This window comes from Herbiconiux daphne (assembly GCF_024979295.1).
GTDB classification, from domain to species: Bacteria; Actinomycetota; Actinomycetes; order Actinomycetales; family Microbacteriaceae; genus Herbiconiux; species Herbiconiux daphnes.
On sequence record NZ_JANLCJ010000005.1, the window covers coordinates 313,229 to 336,371 of the forward strand.

The following is a 23,143-nucleotide window of genomic DNA, read 5'->3' on the forward strand; positions in this document are numbered from 1 at the left end:
GGCCGGCAGGGCATGCCCCCGGCTTCGGGATCGGCAAACGATCCTAGAAGTCGGGGTCGGCGGCGCAATACCGTTCTGTCAATCGGACTAGTCGTGGTCGGCAGTGTCGTCGTAGGCGGACTGACTAGTCCGGCGCAACAATACTTGCCCGACGCGTTCAGGTCGCTAGCCAATTCCGCCGGCGGCTGGAGCATGTTCGCGTTCGTCTTCGTCTGGCTGTCGAAAGTGGGTCCGCGGCTTGGAGCCATACTCGGCGCATTGGCTTTCATCCTCATGGTCGAGTCCTACGGAGCGGTCAGCGCAGTGCGCGGCTATGACTTCGCCGATCCGTTCACTTCCATGTGGATTCCGATCGGTCTTCTAGCAGGCCTAGCAATCGGAGCATCCGCAACGCTCGTGCGACGTGGTTCCAGGCTCCGTGTGGTTGGAACAGGACTGCTTAGCCTCGTGTTGGTCGTCGAGGGCGTCTATGGTTTGACAATTCTGGGCGAAACAACAAGCCCCGTGTACTGGCTGCTGGAGATCGCGGCGGGCACCCTCTTTACGGCTCTGGCACTCGTCCGCCTTCTCAATCGGAGGCACCGTGGTCTGTAGGCGCTCACCTCTTGGACCCCGCTGGGGCCAATCGCGGCTGGCCGGATTGAATGTGTTTGGTCACGGCCCGCCTCAGGCGGGGGTGAGCCGAAGCGTCGCCGCCATTGCGGCGGTACCGTTCTGAGTGTCCAGGTAGGTCGGCCCGTAGCGGCCGTATTTTGATTCGATCAAGCGGTTGACCAGAGCGATGCTGGCTTCATCGTCGACATGCCTCACGTCGACATCTCTGTCCACCGGACCCGTTGCGACGTGGGCGCGCTGACTGGCTAGTACGCGCCGATACCAGTTGCTGCGCTGACCGAACGAGGAGCGCACATACACATCGCTCCCGTCGCGAAGCACCCAAATCGTGACGGCGCGACTCTGAGTGCCGTCCAGGGATAGTGGGGATATCTGCAGCTCTTCAACCGATTCAAGATGGGCCAGTTCGGCGGGGCTCCAGTCATTCACGACCTTCATACCGCAAGGCTATTCCGCACGCCAGCGATCCTGGGTAGGAATATCTTTACCTCTCTGGGCGCAAGACTCTCCCGGAACAATGACGACATGACGAACACCGAAGCCGCAGAAATTGCCGATGCCGCCTACGCTGCCCTGATCCATGGGCTGAACACCGGGCAATGGGACCCGTTCCTCTACTTCCTCGCGGAGGAGGTCGATGTTGTGTGGCCCACGCCCCCGATGGCCGGTCACTTCGAAGGGCGGGAAGGTTCGGCAACCCTGAAGGAGATTGTGAGTCATCTGGGCCGCCCCGAAACTTACCGTCTGGATCACTTCACGCCCATAGCTCGGATTGTGAGCGGTGACGATGTAATTTACGAGGACATCAGTGTCGGAACAGTTCAAGGCGGGTCGACTTACACGACCCGGGGGAGTGTGCGCTTGAGCATTCGTGATGGCAAAATCGCGGCATTTCATGAGTACAACTTCGCTGTGAGCTGACCCGCTCCGGCCGACATTTTGCCCAAGCCTGCAGCCGATATCCCATCCTTCGTGCGCTTGAGGCCGCCTCGTGATCTTTCTGGCAAGCCGTGCGAGCTCAATACGACGTCGATGGCGTCCGTATCACCGTGCGCACATCGCCAGGCGACTCCATCCGAAGTTCGGTCGCCGACTCGAGGACCACTCAGCCACCATCCAGAACGGTAGACCTGAAATATAGATAGTAATAATGAATGTATGTGCCTATTATGAATAGTGAAATCACTACCGGCACATATACAAGTCACGCCTGCGTCAATGAGCAGACTGGCAGCCGTCAGACAACTAGCGACTAGGCGGCGGGTATGACATTGAAGCCGGTCGAGCGAAACATCTGGAGTTGACGTGAGTACACCATCGAAGAAGCAGGGCCCGATCAGCCGGCGCAGCCTCCTGGTAGGCGGCTCAGCCGCGTTAGGCGCGGCCGCGCTCGGCGCAAGTCTCGGTGCCGGGAGCGACTTTCTCGTGCCCAGAGCCGCTTCTGCGATCGAACCGGGTTGGCGGGAGATATCCGGCGGCGCCCTCACGAAGAAGGCACCCGCTATGGCCGCATACAACGGGGTCGACTACAACTTCGTCCGAGGCAACGACGGCCAGATTTGGTGGAACTATAGGCTGCGTTGGGAGAATATCCCCGGTCTTCCTTCGAACACTCGCACAAACGCAGCGCCCGTTGCTGTTGTCCACCCCAGGCTCAATCAACTTTGGCTGTTCCACACCGGGACTTCGGGGCAGGTTTTCGTCGCAGCCTACGACGGCTCGAGTTGGACTCCTTGGTCCCAGCAGGAGCCGGCCGGCCAGTTGGATCCGACTCAATCCGTCGCCGTCGTGTCCGCGGAAGGCCAGATTTGGTACACATACCGCCAGAACTCGACCGAGAAAGTACAGCTCCGTGCTCTCAACCGTTATGAACTGAGCTACGACGCAGCATTCAGGCGCACCGCCGAGGGTGGCTTCGATTCACGGACGCGATATGCCCCTTCAATCGCCACGAACTCGCAGGTTGCGCTTATCTTGGCCCACGTCGGCACTGACAATCGCGTTTACACCGGTACTTTCGCGTGGGGCAACAATTACCCGATCATGCCAGACGTGCTGAAATGGAAGGCTGGCGATGTGTCTGCGATCGAGCAGCCTGCGCTATATACCGCGAACAACACCTGGACGTATGCGGTGGTCAAGGGGTTGGACGGCCGCACATGGGGATCAATCTACAACTACGGCGAGAACCGACTTCACAGCGGATGGGTTATCAGCAACGAGAGTGCGCTCAATGGGTCTGCGCCCATTGTGGCGCGGAACCACGACTGGGAGGAGCGCGTCTACATCACCGCTAACCCGGATGGGCGCATTTTCCATCGTCCGGTGGCGTTCAATCGCTACTAACGGGGAGAAGCGTCCTTGACCCTGCACAGAGGCGACAGGTTCGCGGCGCCGCTGGTTCGGCGGACGGTTTCAAGACTGAGTTGTCGTTGGCGGACGACGTACAGTGGCTAGTCTCTCCGGAGCCGGTGGTAGCGCTCGGTCCAGATCACGATGGCAATGCCGAGGCGGAGGCTCGATAACCCATGGGCGATGGCGCTCTGACCGGGCAGATTCTAGGTCTGATCGCCGGTACCTGCGGAGTGGCACGCGAGTGATGTTAGCGCCCATGGATTCGGCTAAGCGACTATTGAGTGCCAACGCAGCGATGTTATCGTCCAGGGTGGCTAGCGCAATGTTGCACTGCGGCTCGAGAGCTGCGGTGGCACAGAGGAGGGAGAGACCTGCTCCTCGCCGTCGTGCCCATGGAACTACCGCTACAAGTTGGACAAACAGTGGGTCAGGCTTTGTGCGGCCTATGAGCGAGAGACAGAAGCCGACCGGTGTGCCCTCAATTTCTGCCAGAAGAACCAACTGATCTCTTATTGTCAGTCTGTTGCCTTCGACAGAATGGATGTAGGTCGATTCGCATGCTGCTTGAATCCACCGCATCCACCGACCGTCTTGCGACTCCCAGTCTGCCTCGCGTACCGCCACCGCGACCGCCGCCGACGGCAAGGTCTGCTCCCTCCAAGCGATGAACTCTGGATCACGAAAGGGGGAATCGAACACGAGCTACGACGCTACCGTGAACGACCAGGTACGCCAGCAAACTGGGACTTCACGACTTGCGGACCCCGTGATGCGTTGTCTCACGGGGTCCATCGAGGTCAAGGACGGGCGGGAGGAGTCGCCCCTTACTTCGGATAGTCAGCCAATGGACTGTCTAGTGGGTCGTCCAACCGCCGTCGATCACAAGTTCCTCGCCAGTTACGAACTTCGACTCGTCCGATGCCAGGTACACCATCCCAAAGCCAATATCCGATCCCTCCCCAACGTGGGGAGGGAGCGGAATCTCAGGCCCGTATAGCTCTGCCATGGACTGAGAGGTCAGGCCGGCAGCTGCCGCCAAACCGGTGAACACCGCTCCGGGGTGGATGGAGTTGACTCGGATCCCGTCCTTGGCAAAGTTCTGAGCAGCGTGCTTTGTCAGCGACCGTACAGCGCCCTTCGAGGCGCTATACGCCGCCCCGCCGCCATCCGCGAATCCTCCGACAATGGCGGCGATCGAAGAGATGTTTACGATCGATCCACCTCCATTAGCTTGAAGGTGAGGGATGACGGACTTCATGCCCAGCCAGACCCCGGTGGTGTTGACCGCGAGAATCCTGTCCCACTCTTCTGGTTCGGTCTCGAGCACACCTTTGGCGAGGTGGATGCCTGCGTTATTCACAAGAATGTCGATTTTTCCGTAGGTCGTGACGACCTCGTCGACAGCCAACGCCCATGAGCGAGCTGATGAAACGTCAAGCACGATCCCGATTGCTTCTCCGCCTCCAGCCCTAATCCCCTCAACAACTTGCGCAAGCGCATCTGCGCTTACGTCGGTCGCGACAACCTTCGCGCCCTCTGCCGCAAACAATTGCGCGCCTGACAGGCCCATGCCGCTCGCCGCACCGGTGATGATCGCTACTTTTCCACTTAGTCTTGCCATTCTTTTTCCCTACCAATTCTTGGATGACCGCACACAAGCCGCTCGGCCATATTCAAGGACGTCGCGAGCTGCTGTCTGCGCTTCCCGCAATTGGTCCCGCCCGCTCTCAGGTCTACGGGGCTCCTGTCTTTGGATTCCCTATCCTGCTCGGGCCGCTAATTACGTAAGGAATTCAAGCCGCTCGGGGACGGCTAGTGAGAGTCAAAGTTCTTCACGGTAAGGCGGTTCCCTCCCTTGTATTTGGGTCTCACCGGCACGCAGGGCGAACAATTTTGTGGAGCTGCAAATGTTTCATACAGACGCGAAGCTCGCGCGCCTGAAACGAAACCGAATCACTCCTCAGACCTCTTGCGTGGGACACGCCGCGACGCTTCGACCAGCGTCGCGCCCGAGGGGGACTCGGTTGTTCCGGATGTGGCTAGGTCCGCGACGATAACTCGGACGCCGACCTTCGCAGGCTGGGGCTTCAATGAGGAAGGTCCCATCAGGTGTTCACGCCAGCGCAATTCGATGTGTGACGCTACAGCGAATAGGGTGATGCTATGACCCGCACCTATCGTTCGTCGCAGCGCGAACGGTCTGCCGCCTACACCCGACAGATCATCCTGCAGGTTGCCCAGGAATTGTTTGCTAAAGGCGGTTACGCCGCTACTACGGTCGCGGAAATTGCGCGGGAGGCCGACGTTGCCGTGACAACCGTATACGGAAGTGTCGGAAACAAGTCAGGCATCGTGCTCGCACTCATCGAGGATGGCGCGCAGGACCCAGCAATTGCCGCGACTATTGAGAAGATCCGGCAATCCGACAGCCCTGACGCAGCCATCAGTCACCTCGCGGCAGGTGTGTGCGCATCCACCGAAAAGCTAATGCCGCTGATTCGGTTGATGTACGACACTGCGCCGGCTGATCCGGCCATCGCTGCCGCAGTAATTGCCAGCGAGAAGGCGTATCGAAGAAATCTCGAGCCTCTTGCCGACCATTTGCGAGCGAACGGCTGGCTGCGTCCGGAACTGTCGGAGCAGGATGTCGCAGATATGTTGTGGTTTCACTTCGGAATTTCAGCCCTGCGTACCCTTAGCGAAATGGGATGGTCTTGGCTGCGAATGCAGGACTGGCTCAGTCGGCAGGTACGGAGCGCTCTTCTCGCTTAGTCGGGGACGCCAGAAGAGCGCTCCTTAGCTAGAGAGTTGAGATCAGGTCGTGCAGCGTCTTTGTTGTGGGCGCTGATATCCCCGCGGTTTCGGCTTCCTCTAGCACGGCTCCGGTGAGGTATTGGTACTCAAGCGATCTACCATTCGCTCGGTCGAGCTGCATGGAGGTCGTCGCGCTGGGTGGAAGCCCATCGATCTTCCGCTGCATCAGCGAGATCTCATCCTCGTCGAACATCACGCCGCGCGCGCGCGCGACGTTGACGCCCTCGGTAAGCACTGTGGCGATGAGTTCACGGCCGGCGTCTTCTCGGGCCACCGACACCGGACGGCCCGTGAGGGCAGTCACTGAATTGAGGGCGGCATTCATGACTAACTTGCGCCAGGCGTATGTGTCGAAGTCCTGGTCCACACGGGCCGGAAAGTCTTCGGCGAACAGTGCTGCGAACTCGCTGGCAAGCTCTGTGTGCGGCAATACAAGCTGGTCTATCTGACGAACGGCTACTAGGTCTGGTGCAGTGCGCTCGGCCAAGATATAGACGATCGCTGGAACCACCCGCGTGGCCGGGACCCAGGAAGAAACTCGGTCAGCGTGATTAATACCATTTTGTAGGACAGCGACCTTTGTGTTTGGGCCGACTAGCGCATCGAGCCAGTCGGACGCACCAGGGACGTCCTGTGCCTTCGTCGCCAGTACCACCCAATCAACTTCGCTTACGCTTTTCGGTGAGCTCGCGACGCGGGCACGCACTTGTTCACCGCCCTTCCCTCTGTCGATCAGCATCGAGTGATTGGTATTCCGCCGGCACAGCGTCACGCTGGCCACGCCTGTCATCGCGTCGGCGATGACAGTACCAATGGCGCCAGCTCCAACTACCGCGACAGAAGGACGACGCAGCACAACAGAACTGCTTCCTGAGGTCACTTCGCGTTCCTTGCGATCTGGCGCTCTAGCTCTTCCAGGACGTCGGCTGCGGTGGGAGACATCGAGATTTCGTCAGCCAACTCTCCGGCTGCGGCCGTGAAACCAGCATCCGACAAGACAGTCCTTAGTGCCGGACCGACCTCGGACGTCTGAGACACAACAACTGCGCACCCAGCCGCGGCGGCGCGTTGTGAATTGATGAATTGATCGGCGCCCTGAGGGAAGATGACCATCGGCAGGCCGCGGCTCAGGGAAGCGAGAACGGTTCCCGCCCCGCCAGAAGTAACGACGATGTCGGCGTCTTCCAGGAGTTCTGCAAGAGGGGTGAAGCCCACGTACGTGACTTCGTCTTCAAATTCTCTCGGTCTGTCTACCAAACCTGTCGTCGCAACGACGTCAAACCTCGACAGGTCGATCGATTCGATGATCGCTCGCAGCACCGAACTGTCGGAAAAAACGGTGCCGAGCGTAACCAACACCTTCGACTTCGCCGCGGAATGGCGGAATGGTGAGTCGAGTCTGGCCGGTGGGTTCCTGCGATGAGGTTCGGGGCGAAGAGGCAAGTGATGAACCGTCGGAGTCCAACTAGGGAGCTGTAGGGAGCGAGGACTCGGATCGATGTAATTGGTAGGCGCGGTCGGGACAATCCGACGCTTGTCGTACTGTGCGGCAGCCAAAGCGAACATTGGTGCTGTGAATGCTTCCGGCACTGCTGGACCGAATGCCAGCACACTCCATGGCACGCTCAATGCTGAGGCAATCATGGGTCCGACGAAGTCTGTGGCCTCGGCGATGACAATATCCGGCACCCATGTCCGTGCGGCCGATAGCGCCTCATCAAAGGTTAGATCTACGCGGCTTCCCGCGAAGAAGTCAGCGACAGTCTCGGGCCTTGGATCGATGGCGGGGTTGGAGCCGCTAAATCGGAGTGCGACCTCCTCAAAGATGCGATCCGGCATCGGTCCGGCGGCAAGGATCCTCACCCCCGGCAGTTCGGGCGCGATGAGATCACCGATCCCACCGCTCGTTAGAAGGCGAACATCATGACCAGCGCGAAGCGCTGCGGCAGCTAAAGGGGCAAGGGGCAGGAGGTGGCCGAACGCGGGCACACCACTCAAAAGAATGCGCATATATTGACACTAATCACATCAGTGTGAAATGGTCAATTTGAGCTGGAACGGTTCCGATCACGTCCGCATTGAGTTGCTCCCCCAACTTGGTGGTGCAGTCAACGACGCAGCAACGCGTTCTGGCACGATGCGCCGCGGGGCGCTCAACCCGTGAATCTTGATTGGAGCATCATGAACGCAACGCACGTAATTTATCGCCTCGGCAGCGATGATGCGGAAGACCGCCAGCAAATGAACGCCATTACGAACATGGTGAATGATGTTTTTTCGATCGAGGATGAGGGCATGTGGCGGCCCGGCCACACTCGCACCTCTGTCGACCGGATTGTGCAAATGGCCAAGTCGGGCGAACTCGTAGTAGCTGAACTGGACGGGGAGCTAGTAGGGGTCATACGTGTCCAAAGGATTGACGACCGGACCGCATACTCCAGCATGCTTGTCACCCACCCCGATCACCGCGGTCAAGGACTCGCTCGTCAACTCCGCCAGTATGTCTTCGACTATCTGCGAAGGCTGGGTATCACTACACTTCGCATTGACAACATCGCTCCGCGCTACATCGACCGCAAGGCCACGGAGTTCATGACTGACTGGAATGAGCGTGCCGGCTACGTGGTCGTGGGTCGAGTGCCGGTCGAGGAGGTTCATCCTGAGGTAGCGCCAATGCTCCTCGTGCCCTGTGATTTCATCCAGTACGAACGTGTGCTCTAAGCCATATTCCCCGCGGTTCTGGGTCACTGCCCACTATGGGAGCAGGTATAACGTCCTGGGACCTCACTGCGGTTCGCTTATTGACGTTGGAGAGCATCAGCAGGTCGCGTGACGTGCGCCCGGAGCTAAGCGCGACTCGACGATGAGGTCAATCCGTCGATCGAAGGCTGCATGCCAGCGTTCAGTAACGTTACTTCGCGAATGATCGCTACGCCTACCACTGGTGATGCGGTTGAAACTACGGAGTCGGAGGCGCCCAAGGCGACTCTGGCAAATAGTGTGTCCTTGGCGCCAGGTCGCGTAAGAGTCGGTACCCTTCACTACTACCCAATTCGGTGGCGTCGCCATAGGGTACGAGGCGATCCTCGAGACCCCGCTGATGCGTGGCCGTCATGACAAGAGGGAATCCGGCATCTGTCGATCCAAAAGCCCGAGAGCGGTACAAAATGCCGTCCGCGTGAGGAGCATTGGTGCGCACCCATCTCGCCCAAGCTCGCGTCTTTGTAAAGTCGTTGCCTTCCAACACTCGTTGATCAGCAAAGTAAAAATCTCGGCAAGCGGGGCGCGTCGTGAAGTCGACCAATTCGATCGCTTCGCTGAGCTCAAAATAGGCGACCGACAAATCAACGACGTCTGCGCGCCGTAGAACCCTCATACTCCTCGCCGGGTCTAGCGCCATAATTCGAAAGTCGATCGTCTCAAGAACTACGACTTCTTCGCTTCCAAGAAATTGAGACAAGTAGAGGGCATCGAACGGAAACGACTTGGTTCCGTGATAGCGGCCACGGGACGAAGGTAGATCGGGGTCTATGACATTCGGGTTGTAGGTACGAGCTGAGTACCCCCCGGAAGCCGCGCGTACGTGATCGAAGATACGGGCGACCAAGCTGCCAGCCTCAATCCGCTGCACATTAGAAGCGTTCGGGTAATGAGTGCTATCGGGAATCGGGCGCTCATCATTGGTGACGGGCAGCGGCATGAACGGTCCCAGGTCCTAATTGATAAAGCTGCAGCTCAGCTCTGCGGGGCTATGGCTGACTTAATAATCGCGTCGCCGTTCTCAACCCACAGAAAGTCCCTCGGGCAATTTCCTCCAAGGCGATTTAGGGGCTGAACCCAGAAAGCCAGGGTCGACCAGTCATCGGCGTCGCTTCCGACCGAGGCAACTCGGGCATCGTGCACGTCGCGGATTATCGGCGATGGCAAACCACTGGCGCTGTCGAACTGGAACACCGGGTACAACCAACGATCATGATCAGGCACAGCAAGCAACCAACCCCACCGACGCATCACTACAACGTCGACGTCACGGATCTCAGAACCGAGCACTTGCGACAGACGCTGGGCAACGTCGTGCGTATAGATGAAGTCGTTCCGACCAAGAATCTCGTCCCGCAGGATGGCCGATAGTTCGACGTACTGTTCGTACTCTTGTATCAACCCTGGGGTGTAACTCGCTAAGGCCTCCGGTGAGGTTAGTCGGTCATCGTGATCTGGGCCAATGCCGAACCCAAAGAAGTCTCGGTGGATTTTGTTCTTCCACCGATCGTCTATGGATGCTGGCAGTTCGGAAGACGACACGGAGGTTAGTCCGTCTTCGTGAGGCCTAACGGGTGATTCATAACCCCGAGTGTGAGCGATTCTCATCTCCTTGTCAAGTAGTCGCCAGGTGAGAAGGCTACGTGACGTGAACTCGTTGAGGTGGAGCAAAGTCTCGGGGCTTGCAAGGGCGTCTGCTCGGACCGCCTTCGCGACGGCGTTCGTGACACGAATACTTGAGTTTGCGGTTTTCAGCGCACGGCACGCACTATTGAAGCCATCGAGAAACGGATCCACGGATGTTTCAGCTGCCATGAGGCCGCTTTCGAACGCCTTCTGGAGTTCGGCGGCCTTTGGGCGTTCGTCGGGATCGGCGGCCACGCTCGCATCAAATAGCCATGAAATCTGACTTTCGAGCCGGCTGATGTGGCCGATGCCTCCGGCGTCACGGAATGGCCGCAGAATCGCTCGAGCGAATCGGAGGAATGAGTAAACGTCTCCTGCTGACGTGCCTCTCGAGCGAGCATCGCCGCGCAACTCAGGGGCTACGTAGTCACGTGCGGTTGCGTCAAGCTCCTCGAATCGCACCCGCACTCCTGGGTCGATAAGTTCTGCTTTGTCACCGATCACCCGCACGTTCTCCGGACGTACATCTCCATGTATACGATTATCCGAATGACGCTCAACAAGCCCGGCAAGTACGTCGAGGATCCACCCTCGGGCTTGGTCATATGACACGCTCTTGAGCACGCCGGTGCCGCTCATTAATGTGACGAACGCTCGGACCGTGACGAGCTTTTCGCCGATCCGGAGGGCGGTTTGATCTGCGAAGTGTGCCTCATTCTTCGACACCGTAGAGTCCTCGTCGAGGACCTCATCGAGCGAGTACTCGTGCAAGACGTGCGTTGAATTCGTCTTCATTGACGCCAGTTCCTTCGTCACGAAGATTGCGCGTCCAGACGGCTTGAGATGAAGGTCGACAGGCGATCCAGCCAAGCGGTAATTCTCGCCAGTCTGCTTATTGACGGCAGCTAGAAGCTCCTTGGTGTGCTCTACTTCTATTGCCAAGGTCGTCCGATCATGTGACGTTGCCCCCGATAACGCACGTAGATTTTGGATGGCCGCACTGCAACGCGGGTCACTTACTAGCGAGTGTAAGTCACCTTAGGGTATCAAGCAGACAAGCGCACGCCTGAGTTTCAGGCATCGATCCGTTACTGCACCTTCGATGGGACTGCGCCGATATGGGCGGGCTAATGGCCTCTACTTCACGGCTCGCGGTCTCTGCGCCGGACTCTTGTCAGATGCGGGGGTGTCCATCAGTCCAGTCGCCGACGCGCCATTGACCCTCCGGGGATACAGGCGCCGCAACTGACGCACCTCATCGCCCACGGCTTCGTCGCGGCATTCCGGCGGGGCTCTCGCCTGAGGACATCGCGCAGGTGCGCGAAACAAGTCTCTATTGACAAATTGTCAGCATAAGCGCATAGTCCGAGGTCTATGACAGAGAAAGTTGCGTATGAAGCAAACAACGAGGAGGCGTGGGTCTGCCTCTGCGGAAATACACCGTCAGGGGCGGGCTTCTATCCAATTGGTGAGGGAAATGCGGAGGTTGAACCGGTTGAGTCGGAGTGGGTCATGGGTCATTATTTTTGCGGTCAGTGCGGTCGCGTTATCGACCCGGACACGCTGCGTGTCGTTCGCCGACTGCTCGTTAGCGGCATTATTCGACTGACTTAGATCGGTTCCCGAAGACGGTCCCTCTAATCTCGTTCTCGCAGGCGGAACCTGCGAGCGATCGCCTCATTTTGCTGCGCTACTCTCAGCGTGTAATGAACAAGGTCCCTGGACTCCTGCTACCTACAAGATAATTCGACGGCAGTCTCTAGGCGTGCATGATATGTGATGCCGCCTGCGCTTCACCGGCTGCGGCTGTAGGAGCGGAGCAACTCCCTGTGTGCTTCTAGTACCTTCTCGAGCCCATCTGGTCCTCCGAGGTATTCCGGCCACGGCCAGTCGGCGCGTCGCGACGCCTCGCGAACAAACGTGATCTCCGCGAGTGGTTTTCTATCACTCGCAAACGACCACCCGCGCTCGCCGACGTACTCGCCGTCTGCGGGGGAGTAACCGTATCCATCGATGGCCAACTGCGACTGGATAAGTCCGATCCGATACTCGTAGCCGTGGAATGCAGCTACGAAGTCAGCATCGAGGCGGATGAAGTCGGCGAAGAACACTCGAAGATCAGTCAGCAAGAGATGACTGATCGGGTAGACCCATCGCGTGTCTCCCCAGCGTGGCATGACTTTAATGAGCCCGCTCGCGAAGACATGATTCGCGTGCAAGAGTTGCGCCGAAGGCACGGCCTCTCCGTGTCCCATTTGGGTGCGACCTTCGATGGTGGTCGCAGCACGAATGAACAGAGACTCGCGACCACGAGCTGCTGCTGCAACGCCCATTGTGGCAAGAGCAAGGTGGGCCGGAATAAGGCGGGCAGCAGCTACAACCTGCGTGGCGGAATTCACTGGCGTCGTGCCCGCGTCGACCAGTCGCTGCAGGACATCTAACCAGAGCTGATCGTGCGTGCCGTCGGTATCGTGCCACAGCCCAGTGATCAGAAGCGGCAGCAGGGACCCAGCGGACGCTAGGTGACGTTCGTACAATGACTCCATGAACGCTTCGTTTACCTCCTGCCCGGCACTGAGAGGTTCGGCGCGGATTGCGTCGGCGACACGGTCAGCTGCACCCATCACGAGGTCATAAAGCTCAATGCGGCGCGTCGGGTCGAGCAAGGAGCGCTTGAGGCGCGAAATGGCCATCGCGGTCGTCAGCGGGGATTCGCTCAGGCCCTGAAGTGCTTCGATACTGGCGGCGAGATCCGTGAAGAGTTCGTCGGCACCCTCGAACTGGAGAACTCGACCGTCGCGATTGACAAGAAGGCGGCTGGCAGATTCGCCTCGACTACTGCGACTGTCCCAGTAGAGCGGGTAACGGCGCGAGGCAGCTTCCAACGCGGTCACGAGGGCCGTGTCCCACTCTGCCGACCAGCCGCTGATGATCAGACCGTAGTCACTGAACACTTGGTGAAGCAGCGCATTCCATTGTTCGGGGTATGACTCGAGCTCGGTGGGCGTGTTCTTGCTTCCGAGGTCCTTATAGTCACCGTGCAGTTTGATGACTGTTGCCGACGCGTGCGTCAGCGGCGCCATCCCGTTGACCGCTTCCGGCCGGCTTATGACCTGCGGGGCCACCCCTACAGACTCCAGCGCCTGCTCCATAAGACGGTCGAAGTTTGTGGTGACGATGACCTTGACGTGGCCCTGTTTCACGAGCTGCGCGATAGCGAGGTGCGCTTTGCTCGGCAACTTCGTTCCGCGCTCGCGGTCTTCGCTGGTTGGTTCGAAGTACGACGCGAGAAGTCCTTGGCGTGCGGCGGCGGTTGGGGCGAGTTGCTCGAGGAGTGATGAGTAGCCCAGTTCGCCTTCCCCGTGTTCGCTCCACCACGCTTCGGGCTCCTCCACCGCCAAACGGTGAGACTCCACGTCACCAGGAGCGTCCGCGACGGCAATTTGCCGCACGAGGTCGCGTACCACTCCCCAGCCCGTAGGAATGCCCGCCCCCGTCGAGGTCCCGGACCCGAGTAGTACTGCGTAAACGCCCGGCTGCGACTGCATTGAGATCGCAAGCATCGTGGATACAGGTAGACCATTTCCCATGCCGTTCCTCCCTGTCGCAAGCCTCGCATACGCCTCCGACACGACAGCGACGGCCGGCTGGCAACAAAGAGATTCGCCAGTCGCTGGCTTTCCGGAGAGCACCTCAAGCGGGAAGGGGCAATCGACCTTCGTCCTCACGACGATCGCACCAATGCTCATTGCTCGACTGCTTGTGCTCAGGCGACTGATTTGTGCGGCAGCCATAGTTTCGATAAAGCCCATGCTGGCGAGTCGCGAGCGCGTCTTTGAAGTGGCTCTCTGCAGCGTTGATGTCTCGCGTCGGCGTTGCCGGGTCGAAGACGCGCAGCAGCGAGAACCGGAAACTCGACGGGTCGAGACCGCGCAGGTCGACGTTGCCGCCGTGCCCGTTGGTGGCGTAGAGGCTCCAGCGCTGCCGAATGCTCTCTTCCCCGTCTGCCTTGCCGACGTACTGCTTGCCGTCCCGCGTATCCGTTAAGAGGTAGATCCCAAAGACCGACGAGAGTGCCGTGCGCCACGAGGCGTATCGGAGCTCGCGCATCACTGCCTGCAGTTCGACGTGGCTGAGGACCAGACGGTCGAAGCCCGGGAACGGCATGCCCGAGCGGTCACAGTCGATGCAGCGCGGCGCGACAGATCATCGTATGGGTGAACCCGGATCAGAGTCGTTCGACCGCTTGGCTTTGGAGGGGAGCCATAGAGCCGCGTTGAGTTCGCTTCCCGCTCCGTTAGAGATCGTCTGCCGGGTCGTAGGCGCATCGTCCGCGTTCACTCGAAACGTCAGACCAAACGACCCAGCGCCATGATTGAGTCATGGCACATCAGATTGTGGCTCCGACCTCTCCACGCACCGCCTACGTGCTCGGGGCCGGATTTTCCCTCGCAGCCTCGGCCGCAATGCCCACCACGGATGAGCTTGGCCGACGCGCGGCAGCGAGTCTCGGCCTCGAGGACCTCCCCGACTTTCGTCCGGACGGGATTACCTTCGAAAACTGGCTTACGTGGCTCGCAGAACGACAGCCGTTCCTCAGCGAGGCGGAGCATCTCCAAGACCGTGCTCGGTTCGCCGAGTTGTCTGAAGCGATCGCCATTGAGGTGGCGGCGAGCCAGGTTGCGGCCGATACGGCTGGCTTCCCGCGGTGGCTTGGCGAGTTCGTCGATCTGTTGCACTGGTCGCAGAGCACTGTCGTGACGCTCAACTATGACACCATCGTTGAGACGACCCTCACTAAGAGCCCGCGTTTCGGCGGTGACAGCGCTATCAGTTCTGCCGACGTTGTCACCGGCTTCCCCAATGGGCGAGGCCTGATGTTCGGCTCCGGTCCGTACTTCGAGGACCGTCCGACGTTTCGACTGCACAAGCTTCACGGATCGATCGATTGGTTCGCCGTGCCTGGTGACCACACGGGAGCGACCCTGGAGCGGATCCCGATGGTCGAAAGTCGCGGTCAGTCCGTCCACCGCGCCACGGTCGGTGGCCGCGAGGTGTTCATCGTGCCACCCACCTCGACGAAAGGCACATACTTCGACAATCCAAAGACTCGATTCACCTGGCAGCAGGCCCGAGATGGTCTTCGTGAGGCGGAACGCATCGTGCTCATGGGGTACTCCCTCCCACTCACCGATACTGCCCTTGCGAGACTGCTTATGACGACAATCGGGCCGGCCGCCACGCAGGAGGTGATAGTCGTCAATCCTGACGCGGTTGCCGTTGCGAATCGGCTCGTCGCCCTTGGTGTCGATGCGCGCCGTATTCGGGCGTACGAGGGTTTCACCTGCGTTCAGGACTTCATTGACGACGAGGTGAAGGCGGCGAGCAGCGAGCTGGTGGAGTATTTAACAGGCCTGGCGTCGTCCGCGCCGGACAATCCGGTCGCGATTGGATGGGGATTCGTTGAGTGGGGCGCGGTCACCGGCGCGACGTTCGACGCTGCGACCGGTACGCTCCGCCTTGCCGTAGACCGGGTTGATCAGCCGCTCGGGACAATCCATCATCCGGATGCTGTCAGCGATGATCCGAATGTGCGCCGCACTATGACCCTGGGGGAATTGCTCGCACTCGGTCGACCGTCGGGGATCGTTGTGGAAGTGGATGGGCGTGAATGGCGAATGGCTACCCGCGCGCTGCCGACTGCTGGGGAAGAGCCGGATTGGGTCTTATTGCGGCCGCTCGGTCATCAGCCGGACCGTCGCCCCTGAGTCAAGTGCTGTTCTTCGGGTGACATGAAAGAGCCTGCCGACGACGGGCTCTTTCCGAGTGTTGTGGCGGGCCTGGTGGTTCGAGTCATTAGATGGTCAGGTTACCCCGCAGGTCTCCGCTGGAGACGTGCGCGCGGTGCTGCAACCGGATCCCTGGCAAGGTGCGCCCCTGCAGACGCAGGTGACCAGACATGACGTGAATGTCTTGTGAGTTCGGCTGCGCCGTAATGCGCGAAGAATGCGAAACATCTTGGCGTCAGGTGGCCAAGAGTGAATTCGCTATCGCATAAATATGAATATAGGTCAATAGCGGTACGGCATCTGGATGGTGTTGTCGGCCGATGCTGTGTTTGGCTCTAGTCGTCGCTCGTCGAACATCTTAAATGCGAAACTGAGGGCGAGTGTCGCGGCGGCGGCGGCGGGGCCGATGTCATTGACCAGGTCGCCGCGGAGGAGCGAGTATTTGCCTCCGGTAGGAGCTTCGACGATGGTGTTCTGCTTGAGGCGTATGGTGGCGAAGCCGCGGGAACCGTGCGCGGCGGCGCTGCCGCTCCGCCATATGTGGTTCACGCCACCCTGTACGACGTCCTCGTCGTGCGCGGCTTGGGCAACGCTCTCGATGATGCTCGTGTTGTTGATTCTGCACTTATCCACCTGAAGCCCCGGCTTCAATGCGTCAGCGATGGGCTGCAGCTGCGCTTGCCGCTCGAGCAGAACTTCAATCATTCGCTCTTTCGCTGTGCGCTCGGCATCCTTCGGTGCGAAGGCTTCTCGCACCATAACCAGCTGTGTTCGCACATCGTCGGACAGGAACTGGAGCGCCCGCAGCTGGCGCTCCGAGCGCTGCGTTGGTGTCAGCATCCAGGCGGCATGTGAAGCCGCCAGCAGCGACGTCCTGAGCACCGTCAGGTAGGCCGTCGGGTACAGCGTGCTTGTCTGCTTCATGGCGGTGAGTGTGAAATCTAAATGCTCGGTCGCCGCGGCAAGGCTGTATCCAACGAGATTTAAGATGCTGAAGCTTTCGAAGGTGACATCGTCGTCGGCCAGGTCACTTCCAGGTTCAACTGTGGCCGGCGCGCCATTGAATGACTGCTGCCATTGGGTTGCTGCCTCAGAGATCCGTCCAAGTCGAGCCTCCCAGGCTCTGTACTCATCGGTCCTAACGGTGTCCACGGTGCCTACTTTTGGGTCGAGGGCGAGTGTGAGTGTGAGCAAGGCTACGCGTCCGTGCCGACACTGCCCATCGTTGTTTCGACAGGGAGAGCGAATCCAGTTACGGGCCTGGGGGTTGTGTGGCGACCTAGCGACAGGCGACCCGTAGTGCAGCGAGTTCCGCGAGCACTCGGGGATTATCACGAAGGTTGAAGAGCGGGGCGTGCCTAGCGATGAGTGCGACCTCGACGTCGTGGATGCCCTCGTCGAGCGTGATCCATGAGACCAAGAGGTTTGCGTTGACCCAATACACGATCGCCTGCGTGTCTGTTGACGCAAAGCGATAATTTTGTTGACCGACCTTGCCAGTGAGCCTGGGCTAGGACGCTAGCCCAGCACAGCTCTCAGGCTCCGGAAGAAGGTGCCATGTCTTTTTCCTCGCAGCTCGTTCCCAAGGAACCGCTTGCGAAGCGTCTGCCCAACTGCTTCGCCGATATAGATGAGGTCGCTGTCGTGAGTCACCGCATGGATGCGAAGTGGCTCCTGGAGCGCCTCCACAGTGCGAACTCGCATGGCGTAAAGCCCAGGGGCGCTTGGCACGAACGCGTCGATCCCTGCTGCAGGACAAGACTCAAAGCGCGTTCCCTCTCACCTGCTTAGCGTAGCTACCCGCTCCTGACACCAAACGCGCTAACCGGCCTTTGCGCCCGTTGGCGCAGGCAGCGGCGTCCCGCTGCGATCGAGGAGCTGAGTTCTAGACCCGACCGGGATGGATATTGACAGTTCGGGCTCCACGACCGAAAACTCGTTGCCGGGACCAATGCTCGACCAGTCAGAAAGATCCGGCTGAGTCGCGCGAGAAAGTCCAGCCAGGTCCGCGAGCAGGTCCGGTAGGTCCTCGAGCTTCTCGGTGACCGTCGTTCCATAGCGCTCGGGTGCGCCGGAGCGCCGCAGGAGGTGGAGCGCATCGCGGTCGCCGACGACCACGTCACAGAGCGGAACGGCGACGCTGAGAGCGTCGATATCTCGCACCATGTTCCAAGTCCAGGGGCGACTGGGATTACGAAACAACTCAAGTTTCATGTCGACCGCAATACGCATCGTAGGCACGCGCTCGCTGAAGGTCATCATCCGGGCCCGCGTATCCGCCTTGGTTCCGCTGACGATGGAGCCAATCGTTAGGTGATATTCATTCAGGATCGTCTGAAACGTGACGCCGTACTCGTGCGTGATCTCGCGGGCGAAGAGTGCCACGCGGAGTTCCTCACGGGACTTGATCTTCGCGGCCTGTTCAACGTACGACTGCTCCCACGCGAGCCGATTGCCCTCGTTGGTTTCGAAGTAGCGAGGATCGACGTAGCCGACCTTTTCGAGATTCGGGATCTCGGCGTCGGTGGGGCCGGCCATGAGTGAGAACTCGCAGTACTGATTGAGCCGACGAGTCCAGTTCGGATCGACGGATTTCACAATGCGCCCATCGGCGTCGACGACGGTCATGAACCCCTCTGTGCCGATGAACGACCAGTGCACGCCGATGCCAAGGGTCTGGAGCGGTGTGGGGCGGAAGGTCGGGCGCCCAATCATTTCATGCAACGATGTCAGGAGCTGATGGCGCACTAGGTCGGACTGTTTTCGGATCGTGCGTCCCAGAGCGATAGGAGCCATGACGCGGGCAATCTCCCTGCGCTGCGCAGGATCCGTGATGCGGATGGTCTCTTCATAGTGCGTTGCCGATAGTGGGAATGCGACGCCTGCCTTAGCGGCGGTCTTCAGAGACGCAAGGAGGGCGACATCGGACGGTTTGGAGGGCCGACCCACATTGGCTCGCGCGAGGCGAATCCAGACCCACTGATCGAGGTAGACCGAGGGCTTCGCTGTCTTGAACCGCCTGTCGGCGCCCGAGTCTTGCACCTAGAGAAACTCCCGGAGTCGGGCGACCGCCGCCTCCGCCGTTGCGAAGGCGCCCAGCCCCAAGACCAGGTCCGTTTGCAACATGTCATCTGCGTTACTCAGTCGGTACCGATCAGATTCCTGTTCGATGCGCCATGGTGTTTCCTCGAGCGTACCGTCGACCCCCTGGACCACCCAGTAGTGGTCGACTTCGACGCCGCGAGCGAGGAAAAGCACGGCTCTACTGTTCCTGCTGCAGTTGACCCGAGCGGATGATCTCGAAAATGTTGTCACGATATCGGGCCGCAATGCGATGCTTCACGCCAGCCTTCATCTCCGTGACGAGCTTCTTGATGGATTCTGCATGGCGAAAGTCGCCACCGGCCGCGAAGTAGGCGCGAAGCCATGAATCAACATCGTAGGGATACCCTTCCGCGTGGAAGGCGCGGGCCAGTTGCACGACCGCCTCCTTCCCCCGCCCCGAGCCGAGGCCGTTGTATTGGTGGGAGATCATCATGGTGCAAGCCTCGACCATCAGCGGGTCGGGCACTTCCCTCGCCTCACCAGTGTGCAGGTTGAGCGCACTGTGACCATCAAGCCAGATCGCAACGATGTCGAGCGGCCACCAGATCAACACGAAGAGTCGGCTCACCGCTCCAGATTCCACCGCAGTCCGCATCGATTCGAGGGAGCGCTCATCGCGCGGGTGCAACACCACGACGGCATGGTCAACGGTCTTTCCCTGACGGGCGGAGGCACCGAGCTCCGAGACGTCGAACACGATGCGTGTGGCCTTGTCTGGGGCGATGAAGCGAGCCGCTTCGAGGTCGACGCTTCCGTCGCCGCCATGCCTCTTCATCTCGGTCATCGCGAAGAGGTACGGCTCCTCGCCGAGCCAGTCGCGTATCACGGCGCTTTGCGGCACCATCGCCGTGGCATGCTGTGCCCAGTCGTCGCGGGTCATGTACGCCAGTTCGGTCATGGCCATATCGTGGCAGAGGCCCCTGACATCGACACCATGTGGAGAGTCGAATTAGAAGGGCTATTCGTTGTGGATTGCACAACGGGTATTGGCTTTCAAGCTGAGCTGGTCAAACTGAGTCATCCACTCCTCGTCGGTGTGCGATGTAGAGGATCCATCGGGGGGTCGTCCATCGCTTCCGATGAGGATGCTCAGCATGGCTGAGAATTAACCCGCTGAGGTGCGGGCGAAGGCTCTCGGCCCGATCCGCCGGCTGAGCGTGCAGATCACCGGCGGCCTGCGGGCGCAGCTGGAAGTGATTGCCCAGCTCGGCGTTTTCGTCACCTCTATTGGATGTACCGATAGCTATTGACCAAATGTACCGGTGCGTCATAATCAGTGGCATCATGCCGACTCCCGAACTGACAGAACATGCGAGCACTCCGGTCTCGAGCAGCCCATTGTCTATTCGAATCTCGAACTGCAACAACCTGGATAGCGCCGAGATCACGTTGGTGAAGTCGGCCCTAAACATCAAGTACGGCCCGAACGGAATTGGCAAAAGCACTATCGCTCAGGCGCTGACTTTGCGTGCTGATGGCGGCGATGCGCTCAAGCAGCTCATACCCTTCAAGTACCGAGGGGGAACGGGTCATCCGGATCCAACCGTCACGGGAGCAGACTCCATAAGGAAAGTTCTGACGTTCGATGATCGGTACGTGTCTCAGTTCGTCTTTCAACAGGACGAGGTTCTAAAGAACAGCTTCGAGATCTTCATCAATACCGTCGAGTTCCAGAACGGCAATCAGGAAATCGAGGACCTCTTCGCGGCACTTCAAACGACGTTCGTGGAGCAGGAAGAGTTCAATGACGCAGTTCATGCGTTCACTCATCTTTGCGATGTATTCGGCGTGACAAAGACCGGCGTTCTGTCCAAGAGCACCAGGGGCTACAAGGCGATGGCGGTCGGCGGAAAGCTGAACAAGATCCCCGAGCCGCTGCGTGGGTACTCAGGCTTCCTGCAAAGTGAAGACCCTGCGAGTTGGGTGGCTTGGCAAGCTAAAGGCAAGAGCTTCCTTGAGCTCTCGGACAACTGCCCGTTCTGCTCAGTGGAGAGCGTGGACAAAGCTACCGCTGAACTCGTTTCGAGAGAGTACGAGACGGCAACGGTCAAGAACATGAGTTTGCTGAGGGCCGCGGTTGAGACGGCGGGTCACTACTTCGACCCGTCATACCTCGAACAGCTCAGCGAGATGTTTACACTCATCTCCGAGCCAAAGCCCGAGCAACTTCAGTTCCTCGCAACCCTTCGTGGCGAAGTTGAGGTCTTTCTGGATCGACTTAAGTTGCTGCGAGGTCTCGCTTTTCATACGCTTCGCGACCAGGAAAAGGTTGACGAGTACCTTTCGGGCCTGAAGGTCAATCTCGCCTTACTACGATCTTTGAACTCAGACGCCACTCGCTCGGTTGTTGAACTCATCAACGCAAAGCTGGAGGAAGTTGCCTCCCAGATCTCTGTGGTCAAGGAGCGCGTTGGTCAGCAGCGCGGGCGCGTCAAGCGGCTTATCGAAGACAATCAACGGCAGATCAACGCATTCCTCGAGTCTGCAGGCTACCGCTACCAGGTCTCTATTCAACCCAACGAAGATTCGTACCGAATGCTTATCGAGCATCAAGATCTACCTGGCCACCTCGGCTCGGCGAACAGCCACCTCAGCTACGGAGAGCGCAACGCTTTCGCCCTCGTGCTGTTCATGTATCAAGTGCGCCACGAAAAGCCGGACCTTGTCGTTCTCGACGATCCGGTCTCTAGCTTCGACCAGACGAAAAAGTTTGCAATTCTCCATGAACTGTTTAGAGGCAAGCACAGCATTCGCGACCAAACGACGCTGATGCTGACCCACGATCTCGAGCCAGCGATCGACATTGTCCGGCTCTCGACCAGGCGTCTTTTTGCCATGGCGAAGCCGGTGGCGCACTTCCTTACGAGCAAGGCGGGAACGATCACCGAAAAGCCGATTCTCCACTCCGATCTGAAGACCTTTGGTGAGGTCTGTGACGCGAATATTGCTGCGGCAAGCGACATCGCCATCAAGCTCATTTATCTACGTCGCAAGTTCGAAATTCTCGGAATGAATGACGCCAGCTCGGACGTCCTGTCGAGCCTGCTGCACCTTCGAGCGGAACCCGACCGCCCGATCGGAGGTGGCGACCGCGAGCCTCTCGAAGCCGCCGAAGTGGCCGAGGCTGTCGCCAAGATCGGCAAGTCAATACCCGGCTTCGATTACGACGCCTTGGTCCAGGAGTTTCGAGACCTTGACCTGTTGAAAGCGAAATTTGCCGCGACCACTGTCGGCTACGAAAAGGTGCAGATCTTCAGGATGATGCTCGAGATCAACGAGCCGGGGGAAGACGACACGTTCAAGAAATTTGTGAACGAGACCTTCCATATCGAAAACGAATACGTGATGCAGCTGGATCCTCGCGAGTTCGATTCTGTGCCGGAGTTCGTAGTGGCGGAATGTACTAGGCAAGTCGAGTTGATATCCGCTGCCTGAGCAACCGTGTTCTTTCGCCCTCCGCAGAGGCAACTAGCGATTGGATGGGCGTGGTGCTTTCGCTCGCATCTCAACGCCCGCTCGGTGAAGCGCTCGCAGCACCGTGCCGTGCGAGAGTCCGAACCGCTCCTGTAGCGCGACGACCGTAGCTCCCGCTTCATACTCACGAGCGAGTGCCACCTCATCATCTGCAGTCACCCTCCGCTTCTCGATCGTCACGCCACGCTCCCGCAGTAGTCGAAGCAACGCTGACGGCGCGATGCCGCATTCGCCGGCTAAGGATCGTGCGCTCTCGCCTGCCCTAGCGCGGTTCATGAGTTCCTCTACTTTCGCCTTACCAAGGCGTTTCGAGAGTTCGTGTGGTCGATACGAAGCAACTACTTCGCTATCTTCTCGATCGCCAAGCGCTGCAAGCCTGAGCAATTCATTAGGGGTAAGCGGGATACTCGATTGGTCCGAACAGAGGGTCAAAAGGTCAGCCAAGCTGAGTAATTATCACCAAAAATCACCTCTGCATCAGGGGTGATTTTCCGTATTCTCGGTACCGATCGCTCCGCCGATCGAATTTCCTGGCACCCCCGTTACCTCTGGTTCGAATAGACGCGAAACAGAGCATCGGGACAAGCTTTTGACGCTTTCGCCAC

Annotated in this window: 21 protein-coding genes and 1 pseudogene; 7 read left to right on the top strand and 15 right to left on the bottom strand. The window is 59.2% G+C overall.

Annotation, left to right across the window (positions count from 1 at the left end; genetic code table 11):
• Nucleotides 1–12 precede the first annotated feature (12 nt).
• The gene (locus N1032_RS15155; protein WP_259540183.1) at nucleotides 13–594 is read left to right on the top strand and encodes a DUF6518 family protein; all 582 of its coding nucleotides are present in this window, start codon (nucleotides 13–15) and stop codon (nucleotides 592–594) included.
• Nucleotides 595–666: 72 nt separating this feature from the next.
• Here the strand turns inward: N1032_RS15155 and N1032_RS15160 are convergent, their stop codons facing one another.
• Nucleotides 667–1,053 carry a DUF2255 family protein gene (locus N1032_RS15160; protein ID WP_259539987.1) on the bottom strand — a complete coding sequence of 129 codons (387 nt, stop codon included), beginning with the start codon at nucleotides 1,051–1,053 and terminating at the stop codon, nucleotides 667–669.
• Nucleotides 1,054–1,140: 87 nt separating this feature from the next.
• Between N1032_RS15160 and N1032_RS15165 the strand changes: the two genes are divergently transcribed.
• Both N1032_RS15165 and N1032_RS15170 read left to right on the top strand, forming a co-directional pair.
• Nucleotides 1,141–1,536, top strand: coding sequence for a nuclear transport factor 2 family protein (locus tag N1032_RS15165; RefSeq protein WP_259539988.1), 396 nt, complete (start codon nucleotides 1,141–1,143; stop codon nucleotides 1,534–1,536).
• A gap of 582 nt (nucleotides 1,537–2,118) precedes the next feature.
• Complete coding sequence (locus N1032_RS15170; protein WP_259539989.1) at nucleotides 2,119–2,961, top strand: hypothetical protein; 843 nt, start codon at nucleotides 2,119–2,121, stop codon at nucleotides 2,959–2,961.
• A gap of 69 nt (nucleotides 2,962–3,030) precedes the next feature.
• On the opposite strand, the gene N1032_RS28430 is transcribed toward N1032_RS15170, so the two are convergent.
• Both N1032_RS28430 and N1032_RS15175 read right to left on the bottom strand, forming a co-directional pair.
• Entirely contained in the window at nucleotides 3,031–3,549 is a 519-nt protein-coding gene (locus N1032_RS28430) for a GNAT family N-acetyltransferase (RefSeq protein ID WP_407933046.1), read from the bottom strand.
• A gap of 274 nt (nucleotides 3,550–3,823) precedes the next feature.
• Nucleotides 3,824–4,591: an SDR family NAD(P)-dependent oxidoreductase gene (locus N1032_RS15175; protein ID WP_259539990.1), complete on the bottom strand. Its 768-nt coding sequence runs from the start codon at nucleotides 4,589–4,591 to the stop codon at nucleotides 3,824–3,826.
• Between the two features lie 542 nt (nucleotides 4,592–5,133).
• On the opposite strand from N1032_RS15175, the gene N1032_RS15180 reads away from it, so the two are divergent.
• Nucleotides 5,134–5,742: a TetR/AcrR family transcriptional regulator gene (locus tag N1032_RS15180; protein ID WP_259539991.1), complete on the top strand. Its 609-nt coding sequence runs from the start codon at nucleotides 5,134–5,136 to the stop codon at nucleotides 5,740–5,742.
• A 28-nt stretch (nucleotides 5,743–5,770) separates the two neighbouring features.
• Here the strand turns inward: N1032_RS15180 and N1032_RS15185 are convergent, their stop codons facing one another.
• Complete coding sequence (locus N1032_RS15185) at nucleotides 5,771–6,664, bottom strand: ketopantoate reductase family protein (RefSeq protein ID WP_259539992.1); 894 nt, start codon at nucleotides 6,662–6,664, stop codon at nucleotides 5,771–5,773.
• The gene (locus N1032_RS15190) at nucleotides 6,661–7,794 is read right to left on the bottom strand and encodes a glycosyltransferase (protein WP_259539993.1); all 1,134 of its coding nucleotides are present in this window, start codon (nucleotides 7,792–7,794) and stop codon (nucleotides 6,661–6,663) included. Before N1032_RS15190 ends, N1032_RS15185 begins: the two co-directional genes overlap by 4 nt.
• 171 nt (nucleotides 7,795–7,965) lie before the next feature.
• Here N1032_RS15190 and N1032_RS15195 point away from each other — a divergent pair, with 171 nt between their 5' ends.
• Nucleotides 7,966–8,505, top strand: a complete 540-nt coding sequence (locus N1032_RS15195) for a GNAT family N-acetyltransferase (RefSeq protein WP_259539994.1) — start codon at nucleotides 7,966–7,968, stop codon at nucleotides 8,503–8,505.
• Between the two features lie 238 nt (nucleotides 8,506–8,743).
• Here N1032_RS15195 and N1032_RS15200 read toward each other — a convergent pair whose 3' ends face one another.
• From N1032_RS15200 to N1032_RS15215, 4 genes are all read right to left on the bottom strand, one after another.
• Nucleotides 8,744–9,484 (bottom strand): RES domain-containing protein, encoded by a 741-nt coding sequence (locus N1032_RS15200; protein WP_259539995.1) that lies wholly within the window; start codon nucleotides 9,482–9,484, stop codon nucleotides 8,744–8,746.
• A gap of 35 nt (nucleotides 9,485–9,519) precedes the next feature.
• Complete coding sequence (locus tag N1032_RS15205; RefSeq protein ID WP_259539996.1) at nucleotides 9,520–11,040, bottom strand: serine/threonine-protein kinase; 1,521 nt, start codon at nucleotides 11,038–11,040, stop codon at nucleotides 9,520–9,522.
• 923 nt (nucleotides 11,041–11,963) lie between these two features.
• Nucleotides 11,964–13,565 carry an SIR2 family protein gene (locus N1032_RS15210; protein WP_259539997.1) on the bottom strand — a complete coding sequence of 534 codons (1,602 nt, stop codon included), beginning with the start codon at nucleotides 13,563–13,565 and terminating at the stop codon, nucleotides 11,964–11,966.
• Nucleotides 13,566–13,863: 298 nt separating this feature from the next.
• Nucleotides 13,864–14,337, bottom strand: a complete 474-nt coding sequence (locus N1032_RS15215; RefSeq protein WP_259539998.1) for a GIY-YIG nuclease family protein — start codon at nucleotides 14,335–14,337, stop codon at nucleotides 13,864–13,866.
• Nucleotides 14,338–14,552: 215 nt separating this feature from the next.
• Here N1032_RS15215 and N1032_RS15220 point away from each other — a divergent pair, with 215 nt between their 5' ends.
• Nucleotides 14,553–15,938, top strand: coding sequence for a hypothetical protein (locus tag N1032_RS15220; protein WP_259539999.1), 1,386 nt, complete (start codon nucleotides 14,553–14,555; stop codon nucleotides 15,936–15,938).
• A 303-nt stretch (nucleotides 15,939–16,241) separates the two neighbouring features.
• On the opposite strand, the gene N1032_RS15225 is transcribed toward N1032_RS15220, so the two are convergent.
• From N1032_RS15225 to N1032_RS15240, 6 genes and pseudogenes are all read right to left on the bottom strand, one after another.
• Nucleotides 16,242–17,111, bottom strand: a complete 870-nt coding sequence (locus N1032_RS15225) for a hypothetical protein (RefSeq protein ID WP_259540001.1) — start codon at nucleotides 17,109–17,111, stop codon at nucleotides 16,242–16,244.
• 127 nt (nucleotides 17,112–17,238) lie between these two features.
• Nucleotides 17,239–17,439 (bottom strand): annotated as a pseudogene (locus tag N1032_RS28435) (GIY-YIG nuclease family protein); the annotation flags it as partial.
• Between the two features lie 38 nt (nucleotides 17,440–17,477).
• A complete protein-coding gene (locus N1032_RS28440) occupies nucleotides 17,478–17,663 on the bottom strand; it encodes a GIY-YIG nuclease family protein (protein WP_407933042.1) in 186 nt (61 codons plus the stop codon).
• Between the two features lie 117 nt (nucleotides 17,664–17,780).
• Nucleotides 17,781–19,001, bottom strand: coding sequence for a hypothetical protein (locus N1032_RS15230; RefSeq protein WP_259540002.1), 1,221 nt, complete (start codon nucleotides 18,999–19,001; stop codon nucleotides 17,781–17,783).
• A complete protein-coding gene (locus tag N1032_RS15235; RefSeq protein WP_259540003.1) occupies nucleotides 19,002–19,217 on the bottom strand; it encodes a hypothetical protein in 216 nt (71 codons plus the stop codon).
• A 4-nt stretch (nucleotides 19,218–19,221) separates the two neighbouring features.
• Nucleotides 19,222–19,962, bottom strand: coding sequence for a hypothetical protein (locus N1032_RS15240; protein ID WP_259540004.1), 741 nt, complete (start codon nucleotides 19,960–19,962; stop codon nucleotides 19,222–19,224).
• 386 nt (nucleotides 19,963–20,348) lie between these two features.
• On the opposite strand from N1032_RS15240, the gene N1032_RS15245 reads away from it, so the two are divergent.
• Entirely contained in the window at nucleotides 20,349–22,499 is a 2,151-nt protein-coding gene (locus N1032_RS15245) for an AAA family ATPase (protein WP_259540005.1), read from the top strand.
• Nucleotides 22,500–23,143 lie beyond the last annotated feature (644 nt).

Bases quoted from the DNA above. Each gene is read 5' to 3' on its own strand.
- N1032_RS15155 (WP_259540183.1), top strand. From the start codon at position 13: ATGCCCCCGGCTTCGGGATCGGCAAACGATCCTAGAAGTCGGGGTCGG.
- N1032_RS15160 (WP_259539987.1), bottom strand. From the start codon at position 1,053: ATGAAGGTCGTGAATGACTGGAGCCCCGCCGAACTGGCCCATCTTGAA.
- N1032_RS15165 (WP_259539988.1), top strand. From the start codon at position 1,141: ATGACGAACACCGAAGCCGCAGAAATTGCCGATGCCGCCTACGCTGCC.
- N1032_RS15170 (WP_259539989.1), top strand. From the start codon at position 2,119: ATGGCCGCATACAACGGGGTCGACTACAACTTCGTCCGAGGCAACGAC.
- N1032_RS28430 (WP_407933046.1), bottom strand. From the start codon at position 3,549: ATGCGGTGGATTCAAGCAGCATGCGAATCGACCTACATCCATTCTGTC.
- N1032_RS15175 (WP_259539990.1), bottom strand. From the start codon at position 4,591: ATGGCAAGACTAAGTGGAAAAGTAGCGATCATCACCGGTGCGGCGAGC.
- N1032_RS15180 (WP_259539991.1), top strand. From the start codon at position 5,134: ATGACCCGCACCTATCGTTCGTCGCAGCGCGAACGGTCTGCCGCCTAC.
- N1032_RS15190 (WP_259539993.1), bottom strand. From the start codon at position 7,794: ATGCGCATTCTTTTGAGTGGTGTGCCCGCGTTCGGCCACCTCCTGCCC.
- N1032_RS15195 (WP_259539994.1), top strand. From the start codon at position 7,966: ATGAACGCAACGCACGTAATTTATCGCCTCGGCAGCGATGATGCGGAA.
- N1032_RS15200 (WP_259539995.1), bottom strand. From the start codon at position 9,484: ATGCCGCTGCCCGTCACCAATGATGAGCGCCCGATTCCCGATAGCACT.
- N1032_RS15215 (WP_259539998.1), bottom strand. From the start codon at position 14,337: ATGCCGTTCCCGGGCTTCGACCGTCTGGTCCTCAGCCACGTCGAACTG.
- N1032_RS15220 (WP_259539999.1), top strand. From the start codon at position 14,553: ATGGCACATCAGATTGTGGCTCCGACCTCTCCACGCACCGCCTACGTG.
- N1032_RS28440 (WP_407933042.1), bottom strand. From the start codon at position 17,663: ATGCGAGTTCGCACTGTGGAGGCGCTCCAGGAGCCACTTCGCATCCAT.
- N1032_RS15240 (WP_259540004.1), bottom strand. From the start codon at position 19,962: ATGACCGAACTGGCGTACATGACCCGCGACGACTGGGCACAGCATGCC.
- N1032_RS15245 (WP_259540005.1), top strand. From the start codon at position 20,349: ATGCCGACTCCCGAACTGACAGAACATGCGAGCACTCCGGTCTCGAGC.